General features: G+C 69.2%; 5 protein-coding genes, 1 tRNA gene and 1 rRNA gene. 1 reads left to right on the plus strand and 6 read right to left on the minus strand.

The annotated features are described in order from the left end of the window. Nucleotides 1-314: 314 nt before the first annotated feature. The 3 genes from ACFVT5_RS20355 to ACFVT5_RS20365 all read right to left on the minus strand — a co-directional run bounded on the left by ACFVT5_RS20355 (nucleotide 315) and on the right by ACFVT5_RS20365 (nucleotide 9,773). Nucleotides 315-3,101 carry a DNA translocase FtsK gene (locus ACFVT5_RS20355; protein ID WP_389889407.1) on the minus strand — a complete coding sequence of 929 codons (2,787 nt, stop codon included), beginning with the start codon at nucleotides 3,099-3,101 and terminating at the stop codon, nucleotides 315-317. Between the two features lie 168 nt (nucleotides 3,102-3,269). Beyond that, the gene (locus ACFVT5_RS20360; protein WP_389889410.1) at nucleotides 3,270-3,950 is read right to left on the minus strand and encodes a two-component system response regulator; all 681 of its coding nucleotides are present in this window, start codon (nucleotides 3,948-3,950) and stop codon (nucleotides 3,270-3,272) included. A 276-nt stretch (nucleotides 3,951-4,226) separates the two neighbouring features. After that, entirely contained in the window at nucleotides 4,227-9,773 is a 5,547-nt protein-coding gene (locus ACFVT5_RS20365; RefSeq protein WP_389889413.1) for a HAMP domain-containing protein, read from the minus strand. A 262-nt stretch (nucleotides 9,774-10,035) separates the two neighbouring features. Between ACFVT5_RS20365 and ACFVT5_RS20370 the strand changes: the two genes are divergently transcribed. Beyond that, the gene (locus tag ACFVT5_RS20370; protein WP_389889416.1) at nucleotides 10,036-12,771 is read left to right on the plus strand and encodes a SpoIIE family protein phosphatase; all 2,736 of its coding nucleotides are present in this window, start codon (nucleotides 10,036-10,038) and stop codon (nucleotides 12,769-12,771) included. Between the two features lie 56 nt (nucleotides 12,772-12,827). Here the strand turns inward: ACFVT5_RS20370 and ACFVT5_RS20375 are convergent. The 3 genes from ACFVT5_RS20375 to rrf all read right to left on the minus strand — a co-directional run. Further along, nucleotides 12,828-12,903 (minus strand) — tRNA-Thr (locus tag ACFVT5_RS20375). 102 nt (nucleotides 12,904-13,005) lie between these two features. Further along, nucleotides 13,006-13,707 (minus strand): DegT/DnrJ/EryC1/StrS family aminotransferase, encoded by a 702-nt coding sequence (locus tag ACFVT5_RS20380; RefSeq protein ID WP_389889464.1) that lies wholly within the window; start codon nucleotides 13,705-13,707, stop codon nucleotides 13,006-13,008. 114 nt (nucleotides 13,708-13,821) lie between these two features. Continuing rightward, nucleotides 13,822-13,914 (minus strand): 5S ribosomal RNA (rrf, locus tag ACFVT5_RS20385); the annotation flags it as partial.

Below are 13,914 nucleotides of genomic sequence, written 5' to 3' on the forward strand. Positions count from 1 at the left end.
GAGGGTGCCTTTCGAGCGTGTAGCCACCTGCTGGAGGTTCAGTCTAGGGGGGGTAAGAAAGGGTGGGGCAACCGGGCGGTGGGACTTTGTACGCCATCGGTATGGCCAGGCATCCCGATGGTGAGACAGGGACGGGATGTCGGCGAACCGGTGACGGACACAGCACTGCCCCTTCCCTCAACTTGACGTACGCCGAAGGGAAACGGTTGCCTTCGCTGCCCGTACGAGTGAGCCCGTTCGGGAGGTCCTGGAACGCGGAGGCGTCCTCCGGCGCGGAAACGGAGCCGCGGATGCGGAACGACGGGTCCCGTTTCCTACGGTTGAGCCTCCCCGCGGATCACGGCGAGCACTCCATCGATTTCGTCGGCCTTCACGAGGACGTCGCGCGCCTTGGAGCCCTCGCTGGGTCCGACGATGTTCCGGGATTCCATGAGGTCCATGAGGCGGCCCGCCTTGGCGAAGCCGACGCGGAGCTTGCGCTGGAGCATCGATGTGGACCCGAATTGGGTGGACACCACGAGTTCGGCCGCCTGGCACAGCAGGTCGAGGTCGTCGCCGATGTCCTCGTCGATCTCCTTCTTCCGCTTGGTGCCGACGACGACGTCGTCCCGGAAGACGGGCGTCATCTGGTCCTTGCAGTGCTGGACGACGACGGCGACCTCCTCCTCGGTGACAAAGGCGCCCTGCATACGGGTCGGCTTGTTCGCGCCCATGGGCAGGAACAGGCCGTCGCCCTTGCCGATGAGTTTCTCGGCGCCTGGCTGGTCGAGGATGACGCGGCTGTCGGCGAGCGAGGAGGTGGCGAAGGCGAGGCGTGAGGGCACGTTCGCCTTGATGAGGCCGGTGACGACGTCGACGGACGGGCGCTGGGTCGCGAGGACGAGGTGGATGCCCGCCGCGCGCGCGAGCTGCGTGATCCGGACGATCGAGTCCTCCACGTCACGCGGCGCGACCATCATCAGGTCGGCCAGCTCATCGACGATGACCAGCAGATACGGATACGGCTGAAGGTCGCGTTCACTGCCTTCGGGCGCCTTCGCCTTGCCGTTGCGGACAGCCTGGTTGAAGTCGTCGATGTGCCGGTAGCCGAAGGCGGCGAGGTCGTCGTAGCGCAGGTCCATCTCGCGTACGACCCACTGCAGGGCCTCGGCGGCGCGCTTGGGATTGGTGATGATCGGCGTGATGAGGTGCGGGATGCCCTCATAGGCCGTCAGCTCGACGCGCTTGGGGTCGACTAGGACCATCCGGACGTCGTCAGGGGTCGCCCGCATCATGACGGAGGTGATCAGGCAGTTGATGCAGGACGACTTGCCGGAGCCGGTGGCGCCGGCGACCAGGACGTGCGGCATCTTCGCCATGTTGGCCATCACATAGCCGCCCTCGACGTCCTTGCCGAGCGCGACGAGCATCGGGTGGTCGTCCTCGGCCGCCGCGGCCAGACGCAGCACATCGCCCAGGTTGACCATCTCGCGGTCGGTGTTGGGGATCTCGATGCCGACGGCGGACTTGCCGGGGATGGGGCTGATGATGCGGACGTCGGGGCTGGCGACGGCATAGGCGATGTTCTTGGTGAGCGCCGTGATGCGTTCGACCTTCACGGCGGGGCCCAGTTCGACCTCGTACCGCGTGACCGTCGGCCCGCGGGTGAAGCCGGTGACGGCGGCGTCGACCTTGAACTGCGAGAACACGGTCGTGAGGGACGCCACGACGGCGTCGTTCGCCGCGCTGCGCGACTTGCCGGGTCCGCCACGCTCCAGGAGGTCGAGCGAGGGCAGCGCGTAGGTGATGTCCCCGGCGAGTTGGAGCTGCTCCGCGCGCGGGGGGAGGTCCCGGGGGGCGTCGGGCGCGGCCTTGGTGAGGTCCGGAACGGCCGCACGGTCGGGCGACGCCTCGTCGTCATCGCGCGCGGGGGTGGCCTTTTTGAGGGCTCCCTTGGCGGGCGTGACGGGGGCGTCCTCGCGCAGGGACTCCTTCACGCGCGCGGGGGGAACGGCGGGGCTCGGCTCGGGTTCCCGTTCGACGGTGACGCCCTGGGTGAGGTCGGCGACCAGCGGCGAAGGCGGCATGCCGTGCAGGACGGCTCCGTCGAGGGCGGCGGCTGCGGCGGCGGCCACGTCGACCGCGTCCATCGGCCGGTCGAGGACGGGCTGCACGGGGGTGCGGCGGGGCCTGCGGCGCTTGGAGAGGGCCTCTTCCTCGGCCTGGGCGGCGGAGTGCGCGGAGTCGTACGCGCCGGGCACGGAGGCGCGCCTGCGGCTGCGGTCGGGCAGCGTCTCGCGCCACTGCTCGTCGTACCGCTCGTCGTCGTCCGCGACACCTTCGGCGGGTTCGGGATGGACGACGCCCAGCTTGACGCCGAGCAGGCGCAGCCGTTGCGGGATGGCGTTGACGGGGGTGGCGGTGACGACGAGCAGTCCGAAGACGGTGAGCAGCACGAGCAGCGGCACGGCGAGGACGTCACCCATGGTGTACGTCAGCGGTGTCGCGGTGCCCCAGCCGAGGAGGCCGCCGGCGTCCCTTATGGCCTGCATGCCGTCGCTGCGGGCGGGTGCGCCGCACGCGATGTGGACCTGGCCGAGCACGCCGATGACGAGCGCCGAGAGGCCGATGACGATGCGTCCGTTGGCGTCGGGCTTCTCGGGGTGGCGGATGAGGCGGGCGGCGACGACGGCGAGCAGTATCGGCACGAGCAGGTCGAGACGGCCGAAGGCACCGGTCACCAGCATCTCGACGAGGTCGCCCACGGGGCCGCGGAGATTCGACCAGGTACCGGCGGCGACGATCAGCGCGACACCGAGCAGGAGCAGCGCGAGACCGTCCTTGCGGTGCGCCGGGTCGAGGCCCTTGGCGCCGCGCCCTATGCCGCGGAACATCGCCCCTACGGTGTGTGCCGAGCCGAGCCAGACGGCGCGTACGAGCCGGTACACGCCCCCGGTGGGGTTGGGTGCCGGCTTGGGTGCCGGTTTCTTCGCCGCCGCCTTCTTGGCCGGGGCTTTCTTGGCGGGCGCTTTCTTGGCCGCGGCCTTCTTCGCCGGAGCCTTCGCCGGCGCGGGTGCCTTCTTCGCGGGCGACTTCTTGGCTGCGGGCTGACGTGAGGCCATGGGTGTGAGGTTACCGGTGGAGACCACAGCGGACACGTGTGCCCACTGCTTCACCCGTTCGTGTCGCTGCTGCTGTGGCGTGGAACTGACGCTTCCTCAACCCGGATCGGCTGCCGGTCAGGGGCCGTTGGCTGCCGTGGCGGGCGGTCCGGTCGTCGGCGGCGCGGGTCAGTTCTGCGACGGGACGGTGGGCGCGCCGGTTCCGGTGCCCGGTTCCAGGGCGTCAAGCGCCCTGCGCAGGCCCGTCAGTTTGCGTTCGAGATGGGCCGCGGTGGCGACGGCCGCCGCGTCGGCGGAGTCGTCGAGCTGCTTCGACAGCGCCTCGGCCTGCTCCTCGACGGCGGCGAGCCGCGCGGAGAGTTCGGCGAGCAGTCCGACGGGCTCCTTGGCGTCGCCGACCTCGCTCTTGCCGCCGCCTTCGAGCTGGAGCCGCAGCAGCGCCGCCTGCTCCCGCAGTTGACAGTTCTTCATGTACAGCTCGACGAAGACGGAGACCTTCGCGCGCAGGACCCACGGGTCGAACGGCTTGGAGATGTAGTCCACGGCACCGGCCGCGTATCCCCGGAAGGTGTGGTGCGGGCCGTGGTTGATGGCGGTGAGGAAGATGATCGGGATGTCCCGGGTCCGCTCACGCCGCTTGATGTGCGCGGCGGTCTCGAAGCCGTCCATGCCCGGCATCTGAACGTCCAACAGAATGACCGCGAAGTCGTCCGTGAGCAGCGCTTTGAGCGCTTCCTCCCCCGACGATGCCCGCACCAGTGTCTGATCGAGCGCGGAGAGGATGGCCTCCAGCGCCAGCAGATTCTCCGGCCGGTCATCGACCAGGAGGATCTTGGCCTTCTGCACCATGGCCCGCCCTCCTCATCCCGGCAGTGCACCGGGTGCCGCCCCAGGGGACGACTCCCTTACGCCGTCCGTCCTTGTGCCGGTCATCGTAGCCGCACCCCGCCCGTCGCCACACCCTGTCACCGTGATGTCACTGTGCACATACCGGAAACGCGGCGCGAGACCAGAAGGTTCCCCGGATACCCCGGTTCTACACGGTCTCCGGGACCGGTCGTCGGCACCTGCGCGTCCTGAGCACATTCCCCGCTCATTCGCCCCTCATTCGGCGCTCACTTCGCCCTACTCCGCGTGCATCCACTGCCCCATCACCGAGAGAAGATGATCGGGGTCGACCGGCTTGGTCACATAATCGGAGGCTCCCGATTCGATCGCCTTCTCGCGGTCGCCCTTCATCGCCTTCGCCGTCAGCGCGATGATCGGCAGCCCGGCGAACTGGGGCATCCTGCGGATCGCGGTCGTCGTCGCGTACCCGTCCATCTCGGGCATCATGATGTCCATCAGGACGAGCGTGACGTCGTCGTGCTGCTCCAGGACCTCGATGCCCTCGCGGCCGTTCTCGGCGTACAGCACCGACAGGCCGTGCTGTTCCAGGACGCTGGTGAGCGCGAACACATTGCGGATGTCGTCGTCGACGATCAGGACCTTCTCGCCGCCGAACCCGTAGACGCGCCGGGGCGCTGCGGGTGCGGCCGGCTCCTGGCCGTTGCTGTGGCCCGCCCACGCGTCGTCACGCTCCGTCGTGCGGTCGGACATCCGGCCGAGTGCCCGACCGGGCGTCCTGGGCAGCGCGGGACGCTGCTCGGCCGCGGACGACTCGGCCCTGCGGCGGCGCCGGAAGAGCGCGGCCGGGCCGTTCTGGGCGTCCTGGTACGACTTCACCTCGGGCGGCATCTCCGCTTCGAGCCGGTGCCCGGCCTCGGGCATGGCGCCGTCGGACAGGCCGCGGTCGCCGGGTGCCTGAGCGGGCGACAACTGCGGGTAGCCCTGCGGCGGCAGTTCGCTGGGGTGCAGCGGCAGATACAGCGTGAACGTGGAGCCACGGCCCGGTTCGCTGGCCGCGTGGATCTCTCCGCCGAGCAGCCGCGCGATCTCCCGGCTGATCGACAACCCCAGACCCGTACCGCCGTACTTGCGGCTGGTCGTGCCGTCGGCCTGCTTGAACGCCTCGAAGATCACCCGCATCTTGCCGGAGGCGATCCCGATGCCGGTGTCGGTGACCGAGAACGCGATCAGGTCGGCGTCCGCGTCCCGCAGCGAACCCGCCTCCAGGAGCTGCTCACGGATGGCGACCGGCACATCGGCGCCGGCCGTCCTGATCACCAGCTCGACCGCGCCGGAGTCGGTGAACTTGACGGCGTTGGACAGCAGGTTGCGCAGCACCTGGAGCAGCCGCTGCTCGTCGGTGTGCAGCGTCGCGGGCAGTTCGGGCGACACCCGTACGGAGAAGTCGAGGCCCTTCTCGGCGGTGAGCGGCCGGAAGGTGGCCTCCACGTAGTCGACGAGCTGGACCAGGGCGATCCGTGTCGGCGAGACGTCCATCTTGCCGGCCTCGACCTTCGACAGATCGAGGATGTCGTTGATCAGCTGGAGCAGGTCGGAGCCCGCGCCGTGGATCGTCTCGGCGAACTCGACCTGCTTGGGCGTCAGGTTCGTGTCGGCGTTGTCGGCGAGCAGCTTCGCCAGGATCAGCAGCGAGTTGAGCGGGGTGCGCAGCTCGTGCGACATGTTGGCGAGGAACTCGGACTTGTAGCGCATCGACACGGCCAGCTGTTCGGCGCGCTCTTCGAGGACCTGCCGGGCCTCTTCGATCTCGGTGTTCTTGACCTCGATGTCGCGGTTCTGCTGGGCGAGGAGTTCGGCCTTGTCCTCCAGCTCCGCGTTGGACTCCTGGAGCGCCTTCTGCCGGTTCTCCAACTCCGCGGAACGCTCCCGCAGTTGCTCGGTCAGCTCCTGGGACTGCTTGAGGAGTACTTCCGTCTTGGTGTTGACGCTGATCGTGTTGACGCTCGTCGCGATCATCTCGGCGATCTGGTTGAGGAAGTCCTTCTGGATGTGCGTGAACTGCTGGAACGACGCCAGCTCGATCACGCCGAGCACCGTCCCCTCGAAGAGCACCGGCAGCACGATCACATGCCCGGGAGGCGCCTCACCGAGCCCCGAGGCGATCTTCAGATAGCCGGGCGGCACATTCTCCACCAGGATCGTCCGCCGCTCCTCCGCGGCCGTCCCGATCAGCGTCTCTCCGGGCCGGAACGACGTCGGCATGGACCCCATGGAGTATCCGTAGGAGCCCAGCATCCGCAGTTCGTAGGCGTCGTCGTGCGCGGCGCCGATGTCCTGTCCGTCGTCCGTGGGCATCGCCAGGAAGAACGCGCCGTGCTGCGCGGAGACCACCGGCGTCAGCTCGCTCATGATCAGCCCGGCCACGTCGTCGAGGTCGCGGCGGCCCTGCATCAGACCGGAGATACGGGCCAGGTTGCCCTTCAGCCAGTCCTGTTCCTTGTTGGCGATGGTGGTGTCGCGGAGGTTCGCGATCATCGTGTTGATGTTGTCCTGGAGGACCTGGATCTCGCCCGCGGCGTCCACGTCGATCTTCAGGTTCAGGTCGCCGCGGGTCACCGCGGTGGCCACCGCGGCGATGGCGCGCACCTGACGAGTCAGGTTGCCGGCCATCTCGTTCACCGACTCGGTCAGGTCGCGCCAGGTGCCGTCGACATCGCGTACGCGCGCCTGGCCGCCGAGTTGGCCTTCCGTACCCACCTCGCGCGCCACGCGTGTGACCTGTTCGGCGAACGATGACAGCTGGTCGACCATCGTGTTGATGGTCGTCTTGAGTTCGAGGATCTCCCCGCGCGCGTCGATGTCGATCTTCTTGGTCAGGTCGCCCTTGGCGATGGCGGTGGTGACCATGGCGATGTTGCGGACCTGTCCGGTCAGGTTGGACGCCATCGAGTTCACGGACTCGGTGAGGTCCTTCCAGGTCCCGGAGACACCCGGCACGCGCGCCTGGCCGCCCAGGATGCCGTCCGTGCCCACCTCACGCGCGACACGGGTCACCTCGTCGGCGAAGGACGACAGGGTGGTCACCATCGTGTTGACGGTGTCGGCGAGCTGCGCGACCTCGCCGCGTGCCTCGACGGTGACCTTCTTGGTGAGGTCGCCGTTGGCGACGGCCGCGGACACCTGGGAGATGTTCCGCACTTGGCTGGTCAGGTTGTTGGCCATCAGGTTGACGTTGTCGCTGAGGTCCTTCCAGATGCCCGTGACGCCCGGTACGCGCGCCTGGCCGCCGAGATTGCCCTCGGTACCCACCTCTCGCGCGACGCGGGTCACCTGCTCGGCGAAGTTGGACAACTGGTCGACCATCGTGTTGACGGTGGTGACGAGTTCCAGGATCTCGCCCCGCGCATCGACCGTGATCTTCTTGGACAGATCGCCCCGGGCGACGCCCGTGGTCACCTCGGCGATGCTGCGGACCTGGATGGTGAGGTTGTTCGCCATGAAGTTGACGGACTGGGTGAGGTCCTTCCAGGTCCCGGACACGCCCTGCACCTCGGCCTGGCCGCCGAGGATGCCCTCGGTGCCCACCTCGCGCGCGACGCGCGTGACCTGCTCGGCGAAGTTCGAGAGTTGGTCCACCATCGTGTTGAGGGTGTTCTTCAGCTCCAGGATCTCCCCGCGCGCGTCCACGTCGATGGTCTGCGACAGGTCGCCGCGCGCGACGGCGGTGGCGACCTGGGCGATGTTTCGGACCTGAGCGGTGAGGTTGCCCGCCATGCCGTTCACGGAGTCCGTGAGGTCCCGCCACACGCCCGCGACGCCCGGCACCTGCGCCTGGCCGCCCAGACGGCCTTCTGTGCCCACCTCGCGTGCGACACGGGTCACTTGGTCGGCGAAGGCGGAGAGCTGATCGACCATCGTGTTGATGGTGTTCTTCAGCTCCAGGATCTCCCCGCGCGCGTCCACGTCGATCTTCTGGGAGAGGTCACCGCGCGCGACGGCGGTCGTCACCTGGGCGATCTGCCGCACCTGGGACGTCAGGTTCCCCGCCATGAAGTTGACGGAGTCCGTCAGCTCCTTCCACGTGCCGCTGACGCCGTCCACGCGCGCCTGGCCGCCGAGCCGGCCCTCGGTGCCCACGTCGCGGGCCATGCGTGTGACCTGGTCGGCGAAGCTGGAGAGCTGATCCACCATGGTGTTCACGGTGTTCTTCAGTTGCAGCATCTCGCCGGAGACGTCGACGGTGACCTTCTGCGACAGATCGCCGTTGGCGACCGCCGTCGTCACCTGCGCGATGTTGCGCACCTGGCCCGTGAGGTTGCGGAACGCCGTGTTGACGGAGTCCGTGAGGTCCTTCCAGGTGCCCGCGGCGCCCGGTACCTGTGCCTGACCGCCGAGTTCGCCCTCGACACCGACCTCGCGCGCGACGCGGGTCACTTCGGCGCCGAACGCGGACAGCTGGTCGACCATGGTGTTGACGGTGTTCTTGAGTTCGAGCATCTCGCCCGCGACATCGACGGTGACCTTCTGCGACAGGTCTCCGTTCGCGACCGCCGTCGTCACCGCCGCGATGTCCCGCACCTGCGTGGTGAGGTTGCGGAAGACCGTGTTCACCGAGTCGGTGAGGTCCTTCCAGGTGCCCGCCGCACCCGGCACGTTCGCCTGGCCACCGAGCCGGCCCTCCCCGCCGACCTCGTTCGCCACGCGTGTGACCTCGTCCGCGAAGGTGCGCAGCGTCTCGGTCATCTGGTTGATCGTCTCGGCGAGTTGCGCGACCTCCCCGCGCGCGCTGACGGTGACCTTCTGCGAGAGATCACCGCTCGCGACGGCCGTCGTGACCTGCGCGATACCGCGCACCTGGGCCGTGAGGTTGCCCGCCATGAGGTTGACGGAGTCGGTGAGGTCCTTCCACACGCCCGCGACGCCCGGCACCTGGGCCTGGCCGCCCAGTTCCCCTTCGGTGCCCACCTCGCGCGCGACGCGGGTCACCTCGGACGAGAACGACGAGAGCTGGTCCACCATCGTGTTGACGGTGTTCTTCAGCTCCAGCATCTCGCCGGCGACATGAACCGTGACTTTCCTGGACAAGTCACCCTTGGCGACCGCGGTCGTCACGAGAGCGATGTCACGTACCTGCGCCGTCAGCCGGTACGCCATCGTGTTGACGGAATCGGTCAGATCCTTCCAGGAACCGGACATTCCGCGCACCCGGGCCTGACCGCCCAGCTTGCCCTCGGTGCCCACCTCACTGGCCACGCGCGTGACCTCGTCGGTGAACGTGGACAACTGGTCCACCAGGTTGTTGACGGTCCGCCCGACCTTCAGGAACTCGCCCCGCAGCGGATGCCCGCTGCCGTCCGGCGCCTGCCCCCGCAGCTCCATCCGCTGCTCCAGGTCACCCTCGGCGACCGCCGACAGCACCCGTCCGACCTCGGAGACGGGCCGTGCGAGGTCGTCCACGAGGGAGTTGGAGGCATTGATCGCCGCCGCCCACGAACCCTCACAGGCGCCCGCCTCCAGCCGCTCCGTGAGTTTTCCCTCACGTCCGACCATCCGCCGCACCCGCGACAACTCGCCGGTGAGATGCAGATTACGGTCCGCGACCTCGTTGAACACCGCCGCGATCTCCGCCATCACGCCGTCGCCGGAGACCGTGAGCCGCTTGCGGAAGTTCCCGTCCCGCATGGCCACCAGCGCCGCCAGCAGCCTGTTGAGTGACGCTGTGTCCACCGTTGTCGTCCCTTGATCCGCGTTACGCGGTTTCTTCAGGGACTGTCCGCCTTTCGCGCGCGTGCTTGTGCCCCGCGTCGCTGCGCCAGACTCCACCGTGTCCCTCCCGCAAGGGTCGACCTCGTGCATTGGGCTGTCTCATGAAGCCTGCCCAGTGTTTCACCATGGCAGAACCAGGCCATAACAGTTCGGCAGCTTCGCACACCGTCCGCACACCCTCCGGGCGGAATCAGTGGCGGGCGGCATCCGCATGGACGGCGAAGGTAAGTAACCTTGCATGCGGCTGTCCACCCACCCCGGTCCGCCCGGCCGGGGTGGTGGCAAGAGTACGAGCGGGCATCGGAGGGGCGGCCGAAGCATGACCACCGGACTGCAACTGCACGGGGGCCAGCACCCGGAACCCCGGCCGCCGCACCAGCGAGGCGACCGGGGAACTCCGCACGTCGACACCCGGACGAGGAGATCTGTGATCACCGCGCGCGCGGCTGCCACCTTCGAACCCGTCGGACGCTCCGTCGCGACCGCACGCTCCTTCGTCCGCGACACCCTCCAGGGCTGGGGCTTCGGCGACGTCATCGACGACGCCGTGGTCCTCACCAGCGAACTGGTGACCAATGCCGTGGTGCACGCGGGAACCGCCGCCGACGTCCTGTGCCTGCGCGCCGACGACGGCGTCCGCATCGAGGTCGCCGACCGCTATCCGGAACGTGAGATCCCACTCCAGCACTCCCCCGTGGACATGGGCAGCCCCGACCGCGAGGGGGGCCGCGGCCTGCAACTCTGCGCGGCGCTCGCCGGCCACTGGGGCGTCGAGTACACGCCCACGCACAAGCAGGTCTGGTTCCAGCTCGACCTTCCGGAACGCGCCGTCGGCACCCGCTCCGCCGGCCCGGCGCTCCCGGTCGACCTCCTGCCCCTCACCACCGACGGCCGCATCCGGGTCGCCGTCGTCCAGATCGACCGCGCCGGCACCCTGTCGTCCTGGAACGAGGACGCCGAGGACCTCTTCGGCTACAGCGCCGAGCAGGTCATCGGCAAACCCCTCACCGACCTGGCCGCCTGGCCGCACACCCCCGGCACCAGCACCGGCATCGCCGACGCCCTCCAACTCTCGCGCTGGGAGGGCAGTTACGGCATCCGTGGCGCCGACGGACGCGTCACCCCGGTCTACGCCTCGCATCTGCGCGTCCGCGACAAGGACGGCGAGCCCTCCACGGTCTGCCTTCTGGTGCGCGACGACGAACGCGCCGTCCTCCAGACCCCCCTGCGCGGCCCCGCGTCCGACACGGCGACGATCTCCGAGTCCGGGCACTCCGACCCGTTCGAGGTCTTCATCGGCTCCCCCGCGCCCGACGACCTCGACGGCCTGCTGCAACGCACCGTGGAACGCGCCCGCGACATGCTCGACGGGGACGCCGCGTTCCTCCTCCTCGCGACCGACGACGAGACCGAGTTGGAGGTCCGCGCCTCCACCGGCCTGCCCTCCGCACGGCAGCGCTTCGCGCGCGTACCCGTCGAAAACGGCCCCGGACGGTACGGCTCCGCCCGGATGCCCGCCGTCCACGAGGACCTCACCGTCGTCCCCGGCGCCGTACCCCTTCTGGGCGGCACCGGAATGCGCTCGGTCGTCACCGTCCCGCTCAAGGTCGAGGGCCGCCTCACCGGTTCGCTCGGTGTCGCGGCGGAATCCCCTGACCGGTACTCGAACGAGGAGGCCCTGCGCCTCCAGTTCGCCGCCGACCGCATCGCCCTTGCCGTCGAGTCCGCCCGGCTCGGCGAGTTGGAGCGCCTGCGCCGCGGCTCCCTCAGCTTCCTCGTCGAGGCGTCCGACCTCCTCGCCGGCACCCTGGACCGCGATCAGACACTCGCCCTCATGGCCCAGATGACCGTACCGACCCTGGCCACCTGGTGCGCCGTCTACACGATCGCCGACCAGGCGTCCGACCCGTACCTCTCGTACGTCCTGCACGAGGACGAGGAACGCATCGACGACCTCAAGGCGCTCCTGTCGAAGATCGCCCCTCCCGACCCCGTACCGACGCCCGGAGCGCGTGTGTGGCACGCTCCCGCGCAGGCGGCCCACCAGGACGCCCTGCGCACGTCCCGGCGCAGCCTGGACGGCCTCGGGGAGCCGCACAGCGTCCGCTCGGGCGTGGGCGCCGCGCACGGCACGGCATCGGCGGTCGGTGGCGAAACGGTCGTTCTGCCGCTGGTGGCCCGCAATCGCGTGATCGGCATGCTCACCCTCGGCAAGCCCGCCGAAGAGCACTTCCGGCAGGAGATCCTCGAACTCGCCGAGGACATGTCCCGCAGGGCCGCTCTCGCCCTCGACAACGCCCGCCTGTACTCGGAGCGCACGGCGATCAGCCAGTCCCTCCAGCGCAGCCTCCTGCCCCCGGAGCGCCCCGAGGTGCCCGGCGTCGAGGTCGAGGTCATCTACCGCGCGGCCGGCGAGGGCAATGAGGTCGGCGGCGACTTCTACGACCTGTTCCCGATCCGCGACGGCGTCTACGGCTTCGCGATCGGCGACGTCTGCGGTACGGGCCCTGAGGCGGCTGCGGTAACCGGTCTCGCCCGGCACGCGCTGCGCCTCCTCGCGCGCGAGGGCTTCGGCGGCCCCGCCGTCCTGGAGCGGCTCAACGCGGCGATCCTCGACGAGGGAGCCCGCAGCCGCTTCCTGACGCTCCTGTACGGCGAGTTGTGGCCCCAGGAGGACGGCAGCGCGGTCCTGAAGGTGGTCTGCGCGGGCCATCCGCTCCCGCTGCGCCTGCGCCAGGACGGCACGGTCGAGCCGGCGGCCGAACCCCAGCCGCTCCTGGGCGTCATGGACGACCTGGAGCTGTACGAGCAGACCGTGACGCTCGACCCGGGCGACGTCCTGCTGTGCGTCACCGACGGTGTCACGGAACGCCGCGAGGGCAGCCGCATGCTCGGCGACGACGGTCTCGCGGAACTCCTCAAGACGTCGACCGGCCTGACCGCGGGCGCGGTCGCCGCGCGCGTGATGCGCGCGGTGGAACGGTTCGCGAGCGCCGCGCCCTCCGACGACATGGCCATCCTGGCGATGCGCGTACCGGGCCTCCAGAAGGACTGACCCGCGCCCGGACACGACAATGGCCCCCGCCCACAAGGGCGGAGGCCATTTTCATGTGGAGCCCCCAAACGGAATCGAACCGTTGACCTTCTCCTTACCATGGAGACGCTCTACCGACTGAGCTATAGGGGCCTGTTGCGCTACGCGGATTCCCGCGCGGCAACGGAGTAGATCATACCCCGAACAACAGAGTGCTTCGAACAGCCCGCGTGCCGTGCGTAGGACGCGACGGGCTCAGAGCGAGGCGGCCAACCAGAGCGCTCCGGCGGGCTGGACAAGCCCTCCCAGCGCGTTGCACGCGGACACGACCCGCTGCCGCTCCCTGCGCGTCAGCGACGCCCCTACGGGCAGCGCCAACGTCTCGTCGGCGGCCCGCTCGGTCTCCCGCAGCACCACACTCCGACGGAACTCGGGTGTCCGGTGCACGGGGGTCTTCACGGGTACGCGGCAGTCAACTCCCCTGGCCCGTACGGCTCGCGCGAACGCGTCCCGGTCCGGCCGCCCGTTCCCGGGCACGCGCACCACGTACTGCTCGTAGGTGTGCCCTTCACCGCGCGCCGGCGTCATGACGCCCTTGAGCCGCGCGTCGAGGTGGGCGGCATGAGCACGCCGCTCGCCCACTTCGTCGTACGGGGCCGCCTCCAGGGAACTGTCCTCGTCCCCCTGCTCCAGGACCAGGAGCCCATGCCGCTCACCGAGTTGCCGCAGACCGGCCATGTCGGCCGGCCGGCCGAAGCGGTGCACGGCGACAACGGCCGCGGTGCGTGAACTCAGCACGGTGGCCACGGAGTCGGCGTCGATGCAGTACGTCGCCGGGTCTATGTCCGCGAACACGGGTACCGCACCAGCAAGTGTCACAGCCTCGGCAACTTCCGCGTTCCCGAAGGCCGGTACGACGACCTCGTCACCGGCTCCGACACCCGCGGCACGCAACATCGCAACTGTCCCCATGACGCGGATGTTGGCGGCACAACGTGAACAGCAAGTGACGCAAACAAAAAAGGAGCGGGTCCCTGATCCGAAGATCCGGGACCCGCTCCCTTACGTTTAGTTCGGCGGTGTCCTACTCTCCCACAGGGTCCCCCCTGCAGTACCATCGGCGCTGTGAGGCTTAGCTTCCGGGTTCGGAATGTAACCGGGCGT

Source organism: Streptomyces sp. NPDC058001 (assembly GCF_042886315.1).
Taxonomy (GTDB): Bacteria; Actinomycetota; Actinomycetes; order Streptomycetales; family Streptomycetaceae; genus Streptomyces.